Below are 19,148 nucleotides of genomic sequence, written 5' to 3' on the forward strand. Positions count from 1 at the left end.
TTTAACAACTATAGAATCTACAGACTCTTCAAAGGCTTAAAGCTTAAAGCTTAGGGCTTAAAGCTACCTCAACAGATTAATTTTCTTAGCCCGAACTGACGTTAAATATGGATTAAAGCTAATGTTCGTGGCGATCGCCATATCCAAGGTTAAAGTTTATGAAAGTATCTCAAAAGCTAAGCTGAGAGCTAATAGCTAACAATCAGTTGACAAACAACACATACCTTTAAGTTGTCACAAATAGGCGATGCCTTTCTAGAATGACTCTATATCAAAAATTTTGATGACTTTAAATTATGGTTGGCGATCGCCCAAACGAAACAGAAAACAATTTATCTGCTTTTAAAGAATCACGAACCGTAATGCTGGTCGAAGATTGTGACACAGACTGTACCTTAGATCGACGCTATTTGACAGCAGATAAGAGATATGATTATCGCTTTATCGAAATGGAAACGGGGGAATCTGCTTTAGCAATCTATGCCGAAGAACGACCAGATCTAATCTTACTAGATTATTTACTGCCCGATCTCGATGGGTTGGAGTGGTTGAGGCTGTGGCAAGAAACATATCGTGGAAATCTCTGTCCTGTGATTGTTTTAACGGGGCATGGAGATGAAACTATCGCGATACGTTGTATTCAATTGGGTGCCGCCGATTATTTAAACAAAAATGAGATTACTCAAGCCAGACTGCAACTTTCGGTGACTAAAGCTTTTGCCTTTGACAAACTACAGCGTCAAAATCAGCAGTTAATCGCTCAACTTATTGCCCGCAACCAAGAATTAGCCTATAGCAATCAGGTTTGCAATCGCGAAATAGCCAATCGCGAAAAATTAGAACTAATTGTCGATAATATCCCACTGGTTGTTTATGCCAAAAAAGTTGAAAACTTTCGTTCGGGTAAAATGTGGCTGATCAATCGAGAGTTTTGTCGCGTCTTTCAGGTGACAGAAGCAGAAATCATCGGCAAAAGCGATCGCGAAATCTTTCCCCCCGCTACAGTCGATCACTTTAAAGTTAACGACCTCAAAGTAATTAATAACAAACAAATTATAGTTACCGAAGAACGGGTTCATCACGGAGATGGTCAACTACAAACTTATTTATCGCTTAAAATTCCTTTACTTAATGACGAAGGAGAAGTTGATTCCATTATCGGCATCGCCACCAACATTACCCAAGAAAAACAAGCCCAAGCGCAACTGACTCGTCTAGAAACCAGATTTAGTAGCACTTTTGAACAGGTTGCGGTAGGTATGGCTCTTGTTGGACTCCAGGGAGAATGGTTAATGGTCAACCAAAAGCTCTGTGAAATTGTCGGTTACACCAAAGCCGAATTATTACAGACTACTTTTCAAGAGATTACTCATCCCGAAGATTTAGCAGCAGATTTAAACTACGTCCGTCAGTTGTTAGCAGAGGAGATTGCTAACTACTCGATAGAAAAACGCTACATCCGCAAAGATAACTCCCTGGTGTGGATTAATCTAACGGTTTCTTTGGTTAAAAATAAAGTTGGCGAACCAGAATATTTTATCTCTGTCATCGAAGATATTAGCGATCGCAGAAACTTAGAAGTTTCTCGACAAAAAGCTCTACAACGCCTCTCTAATCTACATCAAATCGATCGGGCGATCGTGGAAGCAAGACAACCTAAAGAAATTGCTGTGATCGCTATTGACAGCATTCAACAATTGCTAACTTGTCAACGGACATCTATTGTTACTTTCAATTTAGAAAAAGATACCGCTACAATTTTGCTGACTCAAGGAGAAGGCAAACAAGTTGGTACGGGATTACAAACCCCTCTCCATCTTTGGCAAGAGTTAATCAATAGGTTAAAAGCACCAGAAACAGATTATATAGTTGCTTACCTAGAGCAGTTACCCCAGTTATCCGCAGCTATTCCCTCTCTGGCTAATGTGGGATTGAATTGCCTGATTTGTTTCCCCCTCAGAACCAAAGACGGTTTATTGGGTATCCTCAAATTATGGATTAAAGATCTTAATGCCGTTGATTCAGAAAAACTAACTATAGTTAAAGAAGTAAGTACTCAAGTAGCGATCGCTCTCAAACAAGCTTATTTAAGTCAAACCATCCAAGATTATACTTTAGAATTAGAAGACAAAGTGCGAGAACGTACCGCACAGTTAGAAGAAATCAATCAAGAACTTAAAGCTTTTAGCTACAGTATTTCCCACGATCTTAAAGCACCCTTAAGGGCAATTCAGGGCTTTGCGATCGCCCTACAGGAAGATTATGCAGCAAGTTTAGACGAATTAGGACGAGAATATACCCAAAGGCTAGCTAGTTCCGCACAGCAGATGGAACAATTGATTCAAGACCTACTCACCTACAGTCGTCTTTCCCGTACTAATATCGAGAGACAGTCGGTAGATCTAAATTTGGTTATGCATAAAGCCTTAGAAGAATTAGAATCTCCCATAACTAAAATGCAGGCAGAAATTACTGTCGAGCCTTTACTCAGGGTATGGGGTAATCGAATTATCTTGCAGCAAATAATTATCAATCTACTATCCAATGCCATTAAATTCGTTCCCGATAATGCTCGACCCCAGATAAGGATCTGGACGGAGGCAAGAGAAGGTTTTGTGCGCTTGTGGATAGAAGATAACGGAATTGGCATAGAATCCCAACATCAAGGACGTATCTTCCAAGTTTTTGAACGTTTACACGGCAATGAGTCTTATCCTGGTACTGGTATCGGCTTGGCGATCGTCAAAAAAGGTGTAGAGCGTTTGGGCGGTAAATACGGCGTAGAATCAATGGTAAATCGCGGTAGTCGTTTTTGGATTGAATTACCTGGGAACAATGAACAGTAACCAGTCAACAGTCAACAGTCAACAGTAAGCAATTATCAGCGATCGCTTCAGCGGCTTCTTAAAAAGCCTAAAGCCTAAAGCTTAGAGCTAACCTAGCAAAACAACATTGTTAACCCTAACTCAAGTTAAATAATAACCGCAGTAGATTTTAGCTTTTTCTAATATTTAGAGAATAGTTTTAAGTGTAAGGTTAAAAAATATTATTTAAAATTTAGATAATTTTAACAATCAATATTTATCATTCTGTGAGAGAAGACCCTCCCTTTCAGTGAGGGATGAATCGAAACGGGGCTTATAAAGAAGGCAGCGCGTTGGCGGGGCACCTGCGGCTAATCCCTTGGTCCCGCTTGAAGCGACTGCCGCAGCGCAATGCGATTACGCCCACAGCCCCTTCAGGGGCAACGAAGAGCTGAGGTTTACCCAGAATACGAAGCTGGGCAAGCACTTTTGATACACAAAGGCATTCTTTTGCCGCATGTATCTTCATGTAGTAAGAGTTTGAACTGATGTACTATAGTTTTGTCGACGAAAACCAAGTCTATAATCAGTACCTCGAAAAGTGAATATATAAGGTTCTGCTCACGAGTGTTTGAGCAGGTAAAATATTCAAACCACGAAGTTAAATCAGATTTTCTGATGCCGTACTGGGGGGCAACCAGGAACGGGCTAGCTGTAACGCTAGCGAAAAGCTTGATCCTCAAGCTCTGACGGGGATGTGTCTGCAACATTGTTGTTCTCATCTAGTTAACTTGGGGTGATACAAGAATCCCTCGCTAGAGAGCGATGGGAGTGTCAAGCTGTAGATTGCATAACACTTACCTCTGTTGAGAAATTTAATGTCTATATTATTAGTAGAAGATAATTACAACGATATTTTGTTAATTAGGAGGGCATTTCGCAAGGCTGAGATACAAACCCCAATGATAGAGGTAAAAGATGGGGATGAAGCGATCGCTTATTTAAGCCAAACGGGGAAATATGCCGACATAGAAACTTATCCCGTTCCTGTATTGATTTTGCTAGATTTAAAACTACCCCGACGTTCGGGACTAGAAGTTTTAGAATGGATTAAACAACAACCACTCTTAAAACGCCTTTTGGTAGTGGTATTAACCTCTTCTCAAGAAAACTCCGACCTCGATCGTGCCTACGATTTGGGAGCTAATTCTTATTTGGTCAAACCCATTGACTTCCAAGATTTTGTCAAACTGGTAGGAACGATTGATGATTACTGGTTTAAGTTTAATCAGTTTCCTAAAATTTGCGCTAGCTAGAATTTACATCGAAATTTTTATACAGGATCGATAATTAAGTATACAAAAAAAATTGCTATCAAATTCTAATGTCCAATGATAAATGCCCAATATCATGACTTGTCTCAAAGCCTTAATCATCGATGACAACGAGAATGATCGCGCTTTGGCTTTACGGGAGGTCAAAAAATTGTTTCCCCAGTTTAAATATTGGGAAATCATTGACGAAGCAGATTTTAGCAAAGCATTACAGCAGCAAAAGTTTAATTTGGTGATTACCGACTATCGCTTACGCTGGACGACGGGATTGGACATTTTATATCGCCTCAAAGAGCAAATTCCAGACTGTCCTGTCATTATGTTTACGGGAACGGGGAGTGAAGAAATTGCTGTCGAAGCTATGAAAGCGGGGTTAGATGATTATGTAATTAAATCCCCCAAACACTATATTCGTCTGGCAGCAGCAGTCAGATCTGCTTGGCAAAGAGCGCAGCAAAAGCAAGCTCTCGATGCGATTCAACAATCATATGACCGTTTTTTCGAGCGCGTTCCTTTGGGGCTATATCGTCTCGATCCTTCAGGAACAATTTTAGAAGCCAATTCTACTTTAATTAAAACCCTTGGTGGCAGTCGAATCAAAGACTTGTTGGGGCAAAATTTAACAGATTATCATCTCGATCGCGCCGCATATCTTCAGTGGCAACAGCAGCTAACTCAAGCAGATGCCGTAGAAAATTGGGAGGGGCAAATTCGTACTCTCGATAACCGTTCGATCTGGGTCAGTCACAAGGCGATCGCCGTTAAAGACCGAGATGGTGAGATAATTTATTATGAAGGAGCTGTTGCAGATATTACTGCCAGCAAACAAGCACAATTAGAACGCATCGAATTGTTAGCCAGGGAACGTCGGGCAAAAGAAGAAGCGGAGCGATTGAACCGCATTAAAGATGAATTTCTGGCTACTCTCTCCCACGAATTGCGAACCCCCCTCAATGCAGTCATAGGTTGGTCGCAATTGATACGCGCTGGCAAATTGAGCAAATCTCAATCTGCCAAAGCCATAGAGACGATCTATCGCAATGCCCGAGCGCAAAACCAACTAATCGAAGACTTACTAGATGTTTCTCGTATTATTCGCGGGACGATGAATTTAAACCTGCAATCGGGCAATCTTATTGAAGTGCTAAGATCTTCGCTCGATACGGTACGTCCCACCGCAGCAGCCAAACAGATTGAGATCGAGACTCAATTTTTAGATCCAATAAAAGTCAATCTCGATCCAGAACGACTGCAACAGGTGTTTTGGAATCTCCTAATCAATGCTGTTAAATTCACTCCCGTTGGCGGTTTGGTGACGGTAGAAACAATAACCAGTCAAGACACGGTGGCAATTAGAATTACCGATACGGGACAAGGTATTGCTGCCGATACCCTCCCCTATGTCTTCGATCGCTTTAGTCAAGCAGAGACCAAATCTTCAACTCGCACTCAAGGGGGTTTGGGCTTGGGACTGGCAATCGTTCGCCATCTTGTAGAAATTCACGGCGGTCGGGTAATGGCAGATAGTGACGGTTTGGGTCAAGGTGCTACCTTTACAGTCGAGTTACCCTTGTTAAGCGAACCACCGAATAATCTTCAAAATCTTGCTCCGACCCCTACAACTAATGCTCTTCCTTCTCTGGCGGGTTTAACTCTGTTAGTGGTAGAGGATGAAGCCGATGCCCGCGAAATGATAATTTTAATCTTAGAACAGTGTGGTGCTAAAGTTATTGCTGCTGATTCGGTTAAGCAAGCTTGGAGTAAATATCAACAACATCAATTAGATGCTGTTATTAGCGACATTTCCATGCCTTTAGAAGACGGTTACGAACTGATTCGCCAAATTCGCAACAGTGAAACAACCAGACAGATTTCGGCGATCGCTCTTACTGCCTATGCTAGAGAAGAAGACAAACAAAAGGCACTAAAAGCTGGTTTCGATCTTCATTTACCCAAGCCCATCGAACCTTTTGAGTTAGTAAAGTCTTTAGCGCAACTAATTTCGGTCGAGCCAATAGCCGACAACTAATCGAAACTTCGCTCGATACCTAGCATTACTTCGTCAATCAAAACAGTTAAATCTTCAAACAGAAAGGGTTTTGCTAGATAACCATCGTAGCCTGCTGCTATTAGCTTCTCGCGGTCTTCTGGTCTGGCTGCTGCGGTTAAAGCGATCGCTGGTAAATATTTATAAAAATGTCCTAACCATAATGCGTAAGGCTATAACTGCTTGAGATGGATAGTTGTGTTAAATCTGTTGAAGAGGTGATGATGGGAAAATTGAGTGCTGAATCGATTATTGCGCTTAATCAAATATTGCGAAATCGACTTCCCGCTCGATGTTTGACTGGAGCTCGATTCAGGACTTAGGAAGCCTCAAAGACTTGTTCGCCCAGATGGAGTTTTTCCGCCATCTCATAAGTTTGTCCTTGAGAGCGTCTAGTGGGAGCGTGAGCGGCTAAATAGCGTGTAGCAGCAACCAACACGTGAACTCCGGTTTTGGTTTCTCGCAGCCGAGCGTACTGACGAAAAGCGGCTTCTATTTCCTGAATGGTGTGAAAATCTCGGTCTTCACGCAACAGTAATTTTCCCAGCATTGCCAGCAATCGGTCGGGATTCCCTCCACTGTATAGATAGCGAGCGACTAGCTTACCCGCTGCGTCAACTTGTTGCTGACGGTCTAGTAGTTCTGGCAATTGCTTGAGTAACTCTTCTGGCTTAGCGATCGCCGCTCCTGGTTCTGGAAGGCGAGCAGGAGGAACATTTAAAAAGCGATTGAGATAAACGGTCATCGCAGCATCAAAAACTCCCCGTAACAGTAATGGAGAGGGGACTCGCCGCAATCCTGACTCGACGGCATTGGCAAAGGTAAAAGAATGATGCGCCGTATTCCAATCCCTAAAATCATTATTGGTAGAAAATTGGGCAATTCGTAAGGCAGCAGCATAGGTAACAGTAGCAGCTAATTCCTCAAAAGTCGCACCATTTCCTAATGCTTCTAACAAAGAATCGGCGATCGCTTGAGGGTCTTCTCCCAATAATACTTCTACTAGTAGTTCTCGATCGGTCCAACTGCCTTGTTTTTCTCTGCCACTAGCAATCGCTGCGTCTAATCTTGCAAAAGCTTTCTCGACAATGGCAACTAAATCTATGGGATAACGCCAAGCGTTAGACTCTTCTTTCCTTTCGGCACTTGCATAGCCTCGAACCAAACTAGTCAATACCGAAGCGGCATTTTGCCATCCCACAGCATCGAGAGCTTCGAGTGCCTTATTCGTAAAGTCAAGGGTATGTCCGCCATCGAGATAGCGATGATCTGTAACAGCGGCAAACAGCATTTGAGCAATTTGCTGACGCTCGACCCCGAGTTCAATTGCCGAAACCAAACAGCGTTCTGCACCTCTCGAATCGCGGACTTCGATAAACTGACGAAACCAGTTTTCTAATAAAGGTAATTTATCTGCAGTCTGTTCGGATAAAGGTAAAGGCTGCTGTTCGAATCGAGGTGGTTTACCAGCACATTCAGCAGCTACCGCTGCCAAACCATGATACAAGGCGCGGGGTCGGTCTCGTTCATCGAGATAGGGCAGGAGATTTATCATACAGGTATGCATGGTTAAACCAGCACCCCAACCTCGATCACGATAGCGTACGCCAAAATCTAGACCCACTTGAAAAGCTTCTTTAGGTTCTATTCCTTCAGCCAGCAAAGCGAGGACGGACTTACCAATTATCAGAGAAATACTTTGTTGTAAACCGTCGATTAACCTTTGCCTTGCGTGGGTCTTGGCATTGAGATGGTCGGTAAGATCGAGCCACACTTCTCCAGAACGAATTTGGACGGGAAACGAGCGGACATCATCTGCCCAGGGGTCAAAGGTGCCCCCGCTTTCAAGGTCAAAACGAGCATGATGCCAATGACAGGTCAGAATGCAGTTAGAAACTGAGCCTTGGTGTAAGGGAAAGCCCATGTGCGGACAGCGATTATCGATAGCGTAAATTCGATCGTTGTGATTGAATAAAGCAATGGTTCGCCCTTCGACCCGAACTACAAGATGACCTTTTGCTTCAAGATCGCTGGTTTGAGCAACGGGGACATAGTTATGAGTAAGAGCATCCATAATTTTAATCCAATCAATGTATAGGTAAAGCGGCAGAGCCGCAGCTATAAGCTGTAAGCTTATAGCCAATTAGAAGAGGCTTTAACCTCTCCTAATTGTAGACCACCAAACTTCGTTTGCTGGGGGCATTAAACCCGATAGCTATAAGCCCTTCGGGTACTCTTCGAGAAGGCTCCGCCAACGACAGTTTCTTCTTGATGAAGTTGTTCATGGGGGAAACCCCCAAGACCACACTTCATCGCTTTAAGCGGGACAAAGGCCAGGCGTATGGCCGCATCGTACCCCCTAAAGGGTTCAGCAGTGGCTTCAAGCGGGGGAACCCCGCCAACGCCCTGCTTCACCGCCAACGAACTGTCTCACTGTTAGCCGTTTACCAAGCGTAAACTTTAGAGCTTAAAGCTTAAGGCTTAGAGCTTAAAGCTTTTTAAGGTAAAAACATCGCTCGGCTAGCCTGTACGGTTTTTTCTCAATGTCTTTGATTGAAAGCGCGGACAATAGAATCTAAATATCTGTTGGTTTTCGACCGTCAAGATTGCTTCCTCTACTGGTTATTCTGAAAAACCTGGAAAATGCACTCGCATAACCTAGCTTCATGCTATCCGTCTCTCGATCACCGAAGATGCTAGCTACTCTAATAATAACGAACAATATTTCTGTCGGCTCGCTCCTTGTTTTGGCTGAATTTTACTTATCGGGACCCAGACATTATTCAGTCAAAAAGCACTTTGAACCCATACACAACTGACGCGATGAATGGAAGCTCATGTCTCAGTTAATCCTAAATAAACTTGTCCGAAAATGGTATTGTCAAGCTAACTGATACGCTATTAGATAAACTTAATTTGAGATTAGCTAAATCAGGAGAAGTTTCTATGTCTCTTATCAAAGAAGAAATGCCCGTACTTGTCCGCCATGAAGGAGAATGGGTTGGTACTTATACAACCATTGACAATGATGGCAAAATCATCGATAAGAATGAGTCTCATATAACCTGTCGGTTTCCAGAAAATGCAGACTATCCCTACTTCCAAATCAATCGATATAAATGGGCTGATGGTAAGTACCAAGAGTATCAGTTCCCAGGAATATACCAAGACAAAAAACTCTGGTTTGACACAGAACGCATTGATGGGCATGCTTGGGAAGCTAACGATTCCCTGATTATTCTTTACTTTAATTACAAAGACATCGCCAATGCTTATATATATGAAATGATTCATATTAGCCCCTGTAATAATCATCGAGCCCGTACCTGGCATTGGTTCAAGAACGATGAAATTTATCAAAGAACTCTAATTAAGGAAGAAAGGAAGCAATAGAAGTTTTAAAATTTTTTTAGGGAGAGTTGGGAGATAAATAGTGAACCAACTTATTAAAAGAGCATTTTTAGATACGGAAGATGGTCAGATTCTTTACCGTATAGGCGGAGAGGGACAGCCTTTGCTGTTGCTACATATGACTCCTCGCAGTAGTGATGAATTTCGTGAGGTCATGCCTATCCTGGCTCAAAACAGACAGGTCATTGCTATGGATTTAATGGGGCTAGGTGATTCTGACAAGCCTCCCAGAATATATTCAGTTGCAGACTATGCTAAAAATGCGATCGCACTTTTGAATGAATTAGGTATTAAACAAAGCAGTATTCTTGGTAGTCTCACTGGCGGTTATATTGCAGGCGAAGTAGCAGCAGCCTACCCAGAACGAGTCAACAAATTAATTCTCTGCAATGTGCATGGATTTGACCGGGAAGAAACTGACAAGATTGCCCAGAGATATTCTGAAGGATTTCAAATTCAAGCAGATGGCTCCCATCTAATGTCAAGATGGTTAGCCCGTGCTAATTACATTGGCACAGGGGAGTTAAATCATCGTTGTGTTTTGGAAGATTTAAAGTGTTTTAGCTCGCCAATATACACTGGTTTAGCTGTAGCCGACTATTGTCTTGATGCTCCAGAGCGATTTCAATCGATTAAATGTCCTACTCTGAATTTATCTGGAGAAAAGAGTTTAGAACCACTAGAACAAGCTGGTTTAGCTAAAGCAAAGAATCAACTTTGGCTCTCAAAAGCAATTCCTCATAGTCGAAGAGTTGAACTCCAAGGAGGAACTCTCTGGATGATGAATCAGATGCCAAAAGAAATATCAAAACTAATAATCGATTTTTTGGATAATCCTCAGGAGGAAGACGATGGAAAGTGAATTACCACTCATTATCGAATGTCGCTGCAACGAAATAACCTCTCGAGGGGATAATCCGGCGCTTCCTTATAGCCCAAAAGAGATCGTCCGTGAAGCAGTACGTGCATGGGAAGCGGGAGCGTCGATTTTTCATTGGCATGGGCGAGATCCTGAGACTGGTAAGCCTTGCAATGATGTTGAATTATATCTTGAAGTTATACAGGGAATTCGCGAACAGACAGATCTTCTGCTCCATCCAACCCTTGGCTACATAACACAAAATCAGATAGAGGATCGTGTTCGGCATATTTTGGCAGTTAACGATGATCCAGTATTGCGGGTGGATATAGCACCAGTAGATTTTGGCTCCCTTAACGTAGACTTCTGGAATCCACAAGAAAAACAGTTTACTACTTACGACCAAGTTTACATTAATACCCGTGAGAACCTGAAGGAGGTGTTAGAAGTATTTCAAAAGCACAGTGTCCCCGTAAGTTCAGTTTGTTGGGATGTAGGACAGATGCGAACAGCCCGTTGTTTCCAGGAAATGGGACTCTTGCCACAGGATACTCTGTGGGAGTTTGTTTTTACAGGAGAAGTGATGCCAGCAGGTGCTGCTCCAACTATTTCTGGGTTACAGGCATTCATCGCGGAAGTTCCCAGAGATAATCAATGGCTAGTACTCTGTTGGAATGGTGATGTGATGCGGGTAGCATCCTGGGCGATCACCCTCGGTGGACATGTGGCAATTGGGCTAGGCGATTATCATTATTCTCGATTTGGAAAGCCCCATCACGGTGAATTAGTAGAAAAGGTTGTCAAGATGGCACATACTTTAGATCGCGAAGTGGCAACTCCAGCCCAAGCACGGGAACTTTTAAAATTACCCCAGCGATCGCAACTACCGACTAAGGTAGCAGCCTAGGAAAATGATGATTAATTAATTAATAATTGCGCTCGCATGATGAAAAAACAGATTAAAAGAGCCTTTTTAGATACTGAAGATGGACAGATTCTTTATCGAATCGGTGGGGATGGTGAACCTTTGCTGTTACTGCATATGAATCCTCGTAGTAGTGATGAATATCGTGAGTTAATGCCCATTCTGGCTCAACAAAGACGAGTAATCGCAATGGATCTGATTGGTTTTGGTGATTCAGACAAGCCGCCCAGAATGTATACAATTGCCGACTATGCCAAAACTGTTATTGCTCTGTTAAAGGAATTAGATATTGACAAAATAAGTATTTTAGGAAATCATACAGGTGCTTTTGTAGCGACAGAAGTAGCAGCTGCCTACCCTGATCGCGTCGAAAAACTTATCTTAGGTAACGTAGCTGGCTTTGGTGAGGAGGGAAAAGCAAAACTATTAGAGTTATTTGATATAGGATTCAAAATCAAAGAAGACGGTTCCCATTTAATGCAAAGATGGTTGGCACGTTCTCGTTATGTTGGTTCGGCGAAATTAAATCATCGTTGGGTTTTAGACGATCTAAAATGTTTTGATCATCCTTTGTATGCAGTTTGGGCAGTGGGAAACTATTGCCTGGAAGCTGAAGCACGCTTGGGCATGATTAAATGTCCCACACTCATATTATGGGGGTTAGATGACGTGCAAGAATTTGAAAGATTGGGCTTGGCAAAAGCAGAAAACCGTCATTTTGTGGCAAAAGCTATTGCTAATAGCCAGGAGGTTGAATTTGCAGAGGGCACAATCTGTATGATGAACCAAATACCTGAAGAAGTATCAAAAGTAGTAATTGAATTTTTGAACAATCCATCGAAATAATTCAATTCTCCAGGATCGCTGTACATTTAATTTCGACAATTAGTCCTGGAGTAGATAAACCCGTCACCCCTACACCAGTCCAAGTAGGAAATTTATTAGTAAAATAGCGGTCTTTTACTTTGATAAATAGTGGTAAGTGAGGAATAGTCAAGTGTTGTGGTTCGGAAACAGAAGACTCTGGGGAGGCAACAATATTTGCTCCTGTGACATGGTAAGTAATCATCTCTACCACATCATCAAAACTGGCTCCTGCTGCTAAAAGAACTTTTTTCACATTCTCAAAAGCCTGAACAAATTGAGCTTCTGTTTCCTCTACTACCTGTAAATTTTCATCCCGTCCCACCTGTCCTGAGATGTATAATGTACTTCCCACCTTAATACCAGGACAGTAGTGGTACTTTTCATATAGGATTTCCATCCCTTGGGGGATAATTACTTCACGAGTATTGCTCATCGCTAATATCCTTATAAATCCTCTAATTGATAGCTAATCTTCAAGTGCTGTGAAAGCTGATAGAAATTATTTCAGATAAGACCAACAGATAAATGTATTCATTGTGCAGGTGAATTAAGGAAAACGAATAATAAATTTGAGAGAAATGATAAATCTAACTGGTGTTTCAGAAACTCTATTGCTTACCTTCTATGCTAGAGCATAAATTATAAGTATTTAACAGATAAAATCGATTTGAGCATATACTGCGTTTTTTGTTCTCAGCCTCTGATTTCAGTGACAATTGATCGCGCAGCATCGGACAGTAACCAAGCATCAGCAGTAGGTGTCACGAAATCATAGCCCTTAGCGAACAGTTCACGACCTCCTAAGGCATTGCGACTGATGCCCCCAAGCCAACAATCGGGACTAGAGCGGACTATTGCTTCAGCCTCCGTCATCAGTCGGTCAAGTTCAGAATTATCGTAAGCTCCAAACTTTGTTAGTGCCGCAAAATCGTCCGCAATGTCTGCTGTCAGATCACCTGGTCCCAAAAATACCATATCGATACCTTCAACTGCGGCAATTTGCTCAACATTCTCAAACCCCAGTCGTGTTTCGACGATCACGGCTATGAGCAGATTTTCTCGATAATTAGCTGGATACTCTAGCTCTGCTAAGCCCCAGTTAGCAGCTCTGCACTCCGGATAACCAACACCTCGATGTCCGCCGTGAGGTCGATAGCGGGTCGCGGCGACAATTGCTCGCGCTTCATCTGCTGATTCTACGGTTGGAACCAGGAGACCCTCCACGCCAATGTCCAAAACTCGCTTAATATAAACTGGATCGTGAGAGGGAACGCGCAAAATACAGGTAACATCCGTTGCCTGAGCGGCGCGGAGTTGACCCACCAGGACACGCATATCCGAAGCGATATGTTCATGGTCGATAATAAAAGCATCAAACCCGCACAGGGATAAAAGTTCGCTCGAATCACCATCTGAGAAAAAAATCCAACAACCGATTGGTTGGGAAGTGGCTTGAAGCATTTTCTTCAGTCGATTAGGTCTAAACATAATTCGTTTTGCTATCTTTAACTTCTACGTTTTAGAGATTGCATAATTATCCACCCAATCCCTTTCATGATAATCAAGATGGTATTAGAAGCTGATAGCTAAAAAACCATGAATCTGAACAAAAGTAATTCACATCAAGAGTTTTGTAAAAATATTACTCTATCTAAATTTCAACTATTATCCCTTACTGTTTTGGTAAAGTCCAAAAAAAGCGAAAGGAAAGATAATCATCTTGCTTGGTTAATGACTCAAAGCGATCGCCAAAACAAAAATAAAAAGCTCGGGTTCTTTAGTTGGGTTGTTTCGACAACGGTGCTAATTAGTTTTTTCGGTGATATGTCTTTCGGTATTGGTTTACTACCCGCTTTAGCTCAAAGCCAAATTGTTCCTGATAATAGCCTAGGTAACGAAAATTCAACTGTTGTCCCTAATGGTCAGATTGAAGGATTACCAGCAGAATTAATCGAGGGAGGCGCGCAGCGAGGAGCTAACCTATTCCATAGCTTTCAAGAGTTCAATATTGGAGAAGGACAAAGAGTAGACTTTGCTGATCCCGCCGGCATTGATAACATTCTGACTCGAATTACTGGCAGTAATATTTCTAATATCATGGGTACTTTGGGAGTTGATGGTAGTGCCGACTTATTCTTGCTCAATCCCAATGGAATTATTTTCGGTGAGAATGCCAGTCTAGATATCAATGGTTCTTTTGTGGGAACTACAGCCGATGCGATTCAATTTGGCGATCAAGGATTATTTACTGCCACTGAACCAAATACACCACCTTTACTCACGGTTAAACCCTCTGCTTTATTTTTCAATCAAATGAATTCGGGCAGAATTGAGAACAGATCGATCGCTCCTGCTGGATTTGATATTTTAGACACGCCTTTATCTGGTTTGAGAGTTCCTAATGGTGAAAGCTTACTATTAGTTGGTGGAGAAGTAATAATAGATGGGGGTAGCTTGCACGCTCTAAATGGTCGTGTGGAATTATTGGGAATAGAAGGAGAAGAAAGTATAGAATTCAACACCGATGAAAATAGACCAGCCTTAAATTTACCCTCACAACCTCAACTAGCGGATATATCGATTGTTAATGGAGCTTTTATCAATACAAGCGATCGCGGTGGGGGAGCAATTCATTTACGAGGTAAAAATATAAATATAACTGATGAGAGTTTTGTTTTTGCCGACACTTTGGGAGATCTCGATGGTCAAGGCATTTCAATTACAGCCGAAAATTTACTCCTCAATAATGGTTCTCGCGTAACTACAGACATATTAGGTTCTGGAGCGGGAGGGAATATAAGCATTGACACTAGAACGTTGAATATTGAAAATGGCTCTGCTGTATCTAGTAGCTCCTTTGAACAGGGTGATCGAGGCAATAATGGGAACATTGATATCAATGCCATCGAAACTATCTCTCTAAATACTGGTAGTAGTATTATTAACGAAATACGTAGCAATGTAGTAGGTAATGGTGGAAATATTAATCTTGCTACCAAGTCATTATCTCTCAATAATGGCAGTTTAATTTCTACTACCATCTTCGGAAAAGGAAATGGCGGAAATATTAATATTGATGCTACCGAAAAAGTATCCGTGATTGAAGGAGCCTCTTTCAACTCTGATGTAGGTGGTAGTGGTATGGGACAATCTGGTAATATAACCATCACGGGTAATAATATAGTCTTTGATGGCGGTTTTGCCAGAAGCAGATTGGGAACAGGCGGAGAAGGCAGTGCTGGAGATATTCAGATTACTACTGGCTCGCTTTTAGTTACAGGAATCCCTCCTGAATTAACAGGTAATACTGGTCAATTAGTTACTGCCACTTTTGGACAGGGTGATGCTGGTAACTTAACGATAGATGCTACTGAAGACGTTACTTTTGATGGACGTGGAAGTGATGTTTTCAGCCTTATTGGAGGAAATCTAGAAATTCCCAATATTGGCCCAGCAGAAGGAAATGCCGGTGACATTGAAATTAACAGCAAATCTCTATCTATCAACAATCAAGCTCGATTGGTCAGTAGTGTTGAAGGTATTGGAGATGCTGGTAAAATCGACATCAATACCAATACGTTATCTATTACCAATGGTGGAAGTTTATCGACTACAGTTAGTGATACTGGCATAGGTAATGCAGGTAATATTGAAATCGTAACAGGAACACTTGATGTCATTAATGGAGGACTGATAAATTCTGGTACTTCGAGAAGTGGAAATGCTGGCAACATATCAATTACAGCGACCGATTCAGTCATCTTAACCGAAACAGAAGACAATAATCTTGATAATGAATTGCCAAGCACAATAACTACAAGCTTTGGACCTGCCGCTACAGGCAAAGAAGGTAACTTGATAATTACTACTCCAAATTTAGAAATTAGCGATAGGTCAGCAATAATAGCTACTGCTCAGGGACAAGGTAATGGTGGCAATATTCAATTACTTGATTTAGAAATATTGCTGCTACGTAACAATGGTCTTATTTCTACCACTGCTGGCATTGAAGGAACTGGGGGAGATGGTGGAAACATTCATATTGATACTGATGTTTTAGTTGCTTTTCCCTCAGAAAATAGTGATATCATTGCCAATGCTTTTCAAGGGGATGGAGGTAATATTGATATCGATGCACAGGGAATATTTGGCATTGAGCAACGTCGAGCAACTGAAGACAATATAACTAATGACATTGATGCTAGTTCTGAGTTTGGTTTTTCTGGTGAAGTAGAAATCAATATTTATCGGGTCGATCCTAGTCAAGATTCTTTAAGTATCTCCGTTGCACCAGTAGAAGCTAAAGTTGCTCAAATTTGTGAATCAACAACCAATGGTAATCGGAGTGAATTTGTGGTTACTGGGCGGGGTGGTTTACCCGATTCTCCAGAAGCTAATCTCAATGGTGATTTTGGTCTAGAAGATTGGCGAGTAGAAGAAGATAGTTGGCTCTCTGCTTCAAGCTCGAATGAAAGCACATTAAGAGCTGAGGACGAAGAATTTAAACCTATAGTTGAAGCCGATAGTTGGATAGTGAATGATCGAGGAAAAGTTGTACTCATTGCTCATAATGCTCCTAATCCATCTAGCAAATTGGCTCAGCAATCAGCGCCTTGTCAAATAGATTGAACCCACATTCAGCAGCCCCATAGATGAACTCCAAAAGCGACTATGGTAATAGCTCGGCAGTACTCCTAATGGTATTTTTGGTGTAATAAGTTGATTACAGCTCAGTGCTGAAGAGAGCAAATTTTTATATTTAAAATTTCAATTGTAGCCTTTTGCTCCTAGGAGAATTAGCATAAATTGCTAACTGCGATCGATTTCGCAGATTGAGGCTGTTGAGGATATGAGTGACGTGAGCTTTGACTGTCCCTTCTGTAATATAGAGTTGTTCACCAATTTCCCGATTGGTATTGCCCTTACCAATCCAACCCAACACTTCCTGTTCTCTGGGTGTCAACTGAACCAATTTCTGTGGGTTTGGCTCTGCACCTACAGTGTCATTCTCTAAAACGCTCTTAAGCAGCTTTTCCATTAGACCCGGAGCCAATTGTGTATAGCCGCGATGAACAAACAGAATCGCTTGGGCTAGCTCTTCAGAAGGCATATCCTTGAGCAAATAGCCTTTCGCACCCGCTCGTATGGAGTCAGAGATGTATTGGTCGTCATCAAAGGTACTTAAAACTAGGACTTTAGTTGCGGGAAAATGTTTAGTAATCATCCTGGTAGCCTCTCGACCATCCATTATCGGCATCCGCACGTCCATTAACACTACATCTGGTTGAAGAGCTGCCACCTGCTCAATAGCAGTTTGACCATTATTAGCGACTCCTACTACTTCCAAATCCGACTCTAAATTTAGCATTGCTTTTAATCCCTGACAAACAAGTTCTTGATCGTCTACCAGTAGGAGGCGAATCATAAAAACCAACTCCAGCTATAGAAATGAATAAAGCTTAATTTAAGCCGTTAATTATTTCTCAGACTTAAACCTTGATTTTATGCAGAATTTTAGTTTTTGTAAGATTTATTTACAATTAAGAAAATAGTGGGAAACCAAAAATTTGATTAGATTTAGTTTTCAACTGAAGTCTAACCTAGAGGAATTTCTGCCACTATCATTCGGTAACAAGCAAAAAGCGAAAGGGATTGGGTAGAAATTTAAAAAAGGAAGTCATAGAAACAACCAGAGGGAGTGTTCTTTAATTAAACTGCTAAATCCATTCCCAGTATCACCATAAAACTTAAGTTTATGACTTGTGTGGTAATCGCTGGTTTAGCTACAAGACTTTAGTCATAGGAGGATCTACTTAATAGGTCAGCGAAAGTCAGAGAGTAGTTATCACTTTGGTTAAAGCGCGATTCGAGACGTTTGTCAGATGTTTGTCTCTATTTGAATCTCTACGATGAAAAGATAACAAACAGCAATCAAACATACTTTCAATATCAACTTTTCCTAACCTTGGGGGATTGAAACCAATGAATGTGCGATGGAAAAAATTGTTAGCGACAACCACTCTATGGTTAACCACTGAAATTTGGTTCAACTTTTTAGGAATTGATAACTTGGCTGACTATAGCGAGTTTATTTTTGAGAAGAATAAGATTGTGCGATCGCTACATAATTAAATATTAAGAGATAAAATGACTCACATTTTAGTAAGCGATGAAGATCCTGAAAATAAGAACCTTTTAATTAAATGCTTGGAAGCAGCAGGATTTGAGCTGATTGGTGAAGAAAATGGTCTTGTTAGTGTTCAGTTAGCAAATGAGAAATTATCTACTAACACCGAAAGTAAACAATCAAATACTCCTCGATCTATATTTCCTTCCATCCCTCGATTGCGTGAGGTTTTTGAGTTTATCGAATTGAATTACGATCAAAATATTAGACTAAAAGAAGTAGCTCAAGCACTCGGTTATTCCCCGGCTTACTTAACCGACTTAGTGCGAAAACTTACTGGAAAAACGGTCAACAATTGGATTATCGAGCGTCGGATAGCCGAAGCAAGTACCTTACTTTTAGAAACTAATTTCTCCGTTGAACAGATTGCTTTTAATGTAGGCTATCAAAATATTAATCATTTTTATGGACAGTTTCGTAATTACTATCAAACTACTCCTGGAGCTTGGAGAGATAAACAGCGTTGTGAAAAAAGAGTAAACAAACATACAAGAGTTAATAACCATGAAAAATTACCTGGGGCAAAAGCTGTTAACAAGACTCTTGTAAATTATCGTAGCAGTGAGTAATTGCTTCGGTAGTATATCATTGCTGATTTCTAATATTTTTTTCTACATTTATCTATTTTTACTAACTGAATAAACTACAGTTTGTATAGAAAAAATAAATTATCACTACCTAAAAATAATTAATTATTGTTTCTATAAGTACCTA

General features: G+C 41.2%; 14 protein-coding genes. 10 read left to right on the plus strand and 4 right to left on the minus strand.

The window, feature by feature from the left end:
* The first annotated feature begins 296 nt into the window (after nucleotides 1-296).
* The 3 genes from PLEUR7319_RS0110585 to PLEUR7319_RS0110595 all read left to right on the plus strand — a co-directional run bounded on the left by PLEUR7319_RS0110585 (nucleotide 297) and on the right by PLEUR7319_RS0110595 (nucleotide 6,167).
* Nucleotides 297-2,846: a PAS domain S-box protein gene (locus tag PLEUR7319_RS0110585; RefSeq protein ID WP_019505199.1), complete on the plus strand. Its 2,550-nt coding sequence runs from the start codon at nucleotides 297-299 to the stop codon at nucleotides 2,844-2,846.
* An 836-nt stretch (nucleotides 2,847-3,682) separates the two neighbouring features.
* Entirely contained in the window at nucleotides 3,683-4,120 is a 438-nt protein-coding gene (locus tag PLEUR7319_RS0110590) for a response regulator (RefSeq protein WP_019505200.1), read from the plus strand.
* An 82-nt stretch (nucleotides 4,121-4,202) separates the two neighbouring features.
* Nucleotides 4,203-6,167, plus strand: a complete 1,965-nt coding sequence (locus PLEUR7319_RS0110595; RefSeq protein WP_019505201.1) for a response regulator — start codon at nucleotides 4,203-4,205, stop codon at nucleotides 6,165-6,167.
* 337 nt (nucleotides 6,168-6,504) lie between these two features.
* Here the strand turns inward: PLEUR7319_RS0110595 and PLEUR7319_RS0110600 are convergent, their stop codons facing one another.
* Nucleotides 6,505-8,259 (minus strand): Rieske (2Fe-2S) protein, encoded by a 1,755-nt coding sequence (locus tag PLEUR7319_RS0110600; protein ID WP_019505202.1) that lies wholly within the window; start codon nucleotides 8,257-8,259, stop codon nucleotides 6,505-6,507.
* 872 nt (nucleotides 8,260-9,131) lie between these two features.
* On the opposite strand from PLEUR7319_RS0110600, the gene PLEUR7319_RS0110610 reads away from it, so the two are divergent.
* Genes PLEUR7319_RS0110610 through PLEUR7319_RS0110625 form a run of 4 tightly spaced genes read left to right on the plus strand, consistent with a single transcriptional unit; the run spans nucleotide 9,132 to nucleotide 12,226 of the window.
* On the plus strand, nucleotides 9,132-9,578 hold the full coding sequence (locus tag PLEUR7319_RS0110610) for a DUF3598 family protein (RefSeq protein ID WP_026102438.1): 447 nt from the start codon (nucleotides 9,132-9,134) through the stop codon (nucleotides 9,576-9,578).
* Nucleotides 9,579-9,618: 40 nt separating this feature from the next.
* Nucleotides 9,619-10,458, plus strand: coding sequence for an alpha/beta fold hydrolase (locus tag PLEUR7319_RS0110615; RefSeq protein ID WP_019505205.1), 840 nt, complete (start codon nucleotides 9,619-9,621; stop codon nucleotides 10,456-10,458).
* Entirely contained in the window at nucleotides 10,448-11,362 is a 915-nt protein-coding gene (locus PLEUR7319_RS0110620) for a 3-keto-5-aminohexanoate cleavage protein (RefSeq protein ID WP_019505206.1), read from the plus strand. Before PLEUR7319_RS0110615 ends, PLEUR7319_RS0110620 begins: the two co-directional genes overlap by 11 nt.
* A 39-nt stretch (nucleotides 11,363-11,401) precedes the next feature.
* A complete protein-coding gene (locus tag PLEUR7319_RS0110625; RefSeq protein WP_019505207.1) occupies nucleotides 11,402-12,226 on the plus strand; it encodes an alpha/beta fold hydrolase in 825 nt (274 codons plus the stop codon).
* A gap of 1 nt (nucleotide 12,227) precedes the next feature.
* On the opposite strand, the gene PLEUR7319_RS0110630 is transcribed toward PLEUR7319_RS0110625, so the two are convergent.
* On the minus strand, nucleotides 12,228-12,680 hold the full coding sequence (locus PLEUR7319_RS0110630; RefSeq protein ID WP_019505208.1) for a RidA family protein: 453 nt from the start codon (nucleotides 12,678-12,680) through the stop codon (nucleotides 12,228-12,230).
* Between the two features lie 260 nt (nucleotides 12,681-12,940).
* Nucleotides 12,941-13,735 carry an HpcH/HpaI aldolase/citrate lyase family protein gene (locus PLEUR7319_RS0110635; protein ID WP_019505209.1) on the minus strand — a complete coding sequence of 265 codons (795 nt, stop codon included), beginning with the start codon at nucleotides 13,733-13,735 and terminating at the stop codon, nucleotides 12,941-12,943.
* A 108-nt stretch (nucleotides 13,736-13,843) separates the two neighbouring features.
* Between PLEUR7319_RS0110635 and PLEUR7319_RS0110640 the strand changes: the two genes are divergently transcribed.
* Nucleotides 13,844-16,876 (plus strand): filamentous hemagglutinin N-terminal domain-containing protein, encoded by a 3,033-nt coding sequence (locus PLEUR7319_RS0110640; protein ID WP_019505210.1) that lies wholly within the window; start codon nucleotides 13,844-13,846, stop codon nucleotides 16,874-16,876.
* 130 nt (nucleotides 16,877-17,006) lie between these two features.
* Here PLEUR7319_RS0110640 and PLEUR7319_RS0110645 read toward each other — a convergent pair whose 3' ends face one another.
* A complete protein-coding gene (locus PLEUR7319_RS0110645) occupies nucleotides 17,007-17,672 on the minus strand; it encodes a response regulator transcription factor (protein WP_019505211.1) in 666 nt (221 codons plus the stop codon).
* A gap of 557 nt (nucleotides 17,673-18,229) precedes the next feature.
* Between PLEUR7319_RS0110645 and PLEUR7319_RS41605 the strand changes: the two genes are divergently transcribed.
* Both PLEUR7319_RS41605 and PLEUR7319_RS0110650 read left to right on the plus strand, forming a co-directional pair.
* Entirely contained in the window at nucleotides 18,230-18,379 is a 150-nt protein-coding gene (locus tag PLEUR7319_RS41605) for a hypothetical protein (protein ID WP_192816066.1), read from the plus strand.
* Nucleotides 18,380-18,394: 15 nt separating this feature from the next.
* Nucleotides 18,395-19,003, plus strand: a complete 609-nt coding sequence (locus tag PLEUR7319_RS0110650; RefSeq protein ID WP_019505212.1) for an AraC family transcriptional regulator — start codon at nucleotides 18,395-18,397, stop codon at nucleotides 19,001-19,003.
* Nucleotides 19,004-19,148: the final 145 nt, after the last annotated feature.

Origin of the sequence: Pleurocapsa sp. PCC 7319, assembly GCF_000332195.1 — a bacterium.
GTDB lineage: Bacteria > Cyanobacteriota > Cyanobacteriia > Cyanobacteriales > Xenococcaceae > Waterburya.

Coding starts and splice junctions, on each gene's coding strand:
- PLEUR7319_RS0110585 (WP_019505199.1), top strand. CDS start 297: ATGGTTGGCGATCGCCCAAACGAAACAGAAAACAATTTATCTGCTTTT.
- PLEUR7319_RS0110590 (WP_019505200.1), top strand. CDS start 3,683: ATGTCTATATTATTAGTAGAAGATAATTACAACGATATTTTGTTAATT.
- PLEUR7319_RS0110595 (WP_019505201.1), top strand. CDS start 4,203: ATGCCCAATATCATGACTTGTCTCAAAGCCTTAATCATCGATGACAAC.
- PLEUR7319_RS0110600 (WP_019505202.1), bottom strand. CDS start 8,259: ATGGATGCTCTTACTCATAACTATGTCCCCGTTGCTCAAACCAGCGAT.
- PLEUR7319_RS0110610 (WP_026102438.1), top strand. CDS start 9,132: ATGTCTCTTATCAAAGAAGAAATGCCCGTACTTGTCCGCCATGAAGGA.
- PLEUR7319_RS0110620 (WP_019505206.1), top strand. CDS start 10,448: ATGGAAAGTGAATTACCACTCATTATCGAATGTCGCTGCAACGAAATA.
- PLEUR7319_RS0110625 (WP_019505207.1), top strand. CDS start 11,402: ATGAAAAAACAGATTAAAAGAGCCTTTTTAGATACTGAAGATGGACAG.
- PLEUR7319_RS0110630 (WP_019505208.1), bottom strand. CDS start 12,680: ATGAGCAATACTCGTGAAGTAATTATCCCCCAAGGGATGGAAATCCTA.
- PLEUR7319_RS0110635 (WP_019505209.1), bottom strand. CDS start 13,735: ATGTTTAGACCTAATCGACTGAAGAAAATGCTTCAAGCCACTTCCCAA.
- PLEUR7319_RS0110640 (WP_019505210.1), top strand. CDS start 13,844: ATGAATCTGAACAAAAGTAATTCACATCAAGAGTTTTGTAAAAATATT.
- PLEUR7319_RS0110645 (WP_019505211.1), bottom strand. CDS start 17,672: ATGATTCGCCTCCTACTGGTAGACGATCAAGAACTTGTTTGTCAGGGA.
- PLEUR7319_RS41605 (WP_192816066.1), top strand. CDS start 18,230: ATGAATGTGCGATGGAAAAAATTGTTAGCGACAACCACTCTATGGTTA.
- PLEUR7319_RS0110650 (WP_019505212.1), top strand. CDS start 18,395: ATGACTCACATTTTAGTAAGCGATGAAGATCCTGAAAATAAGAACCTT.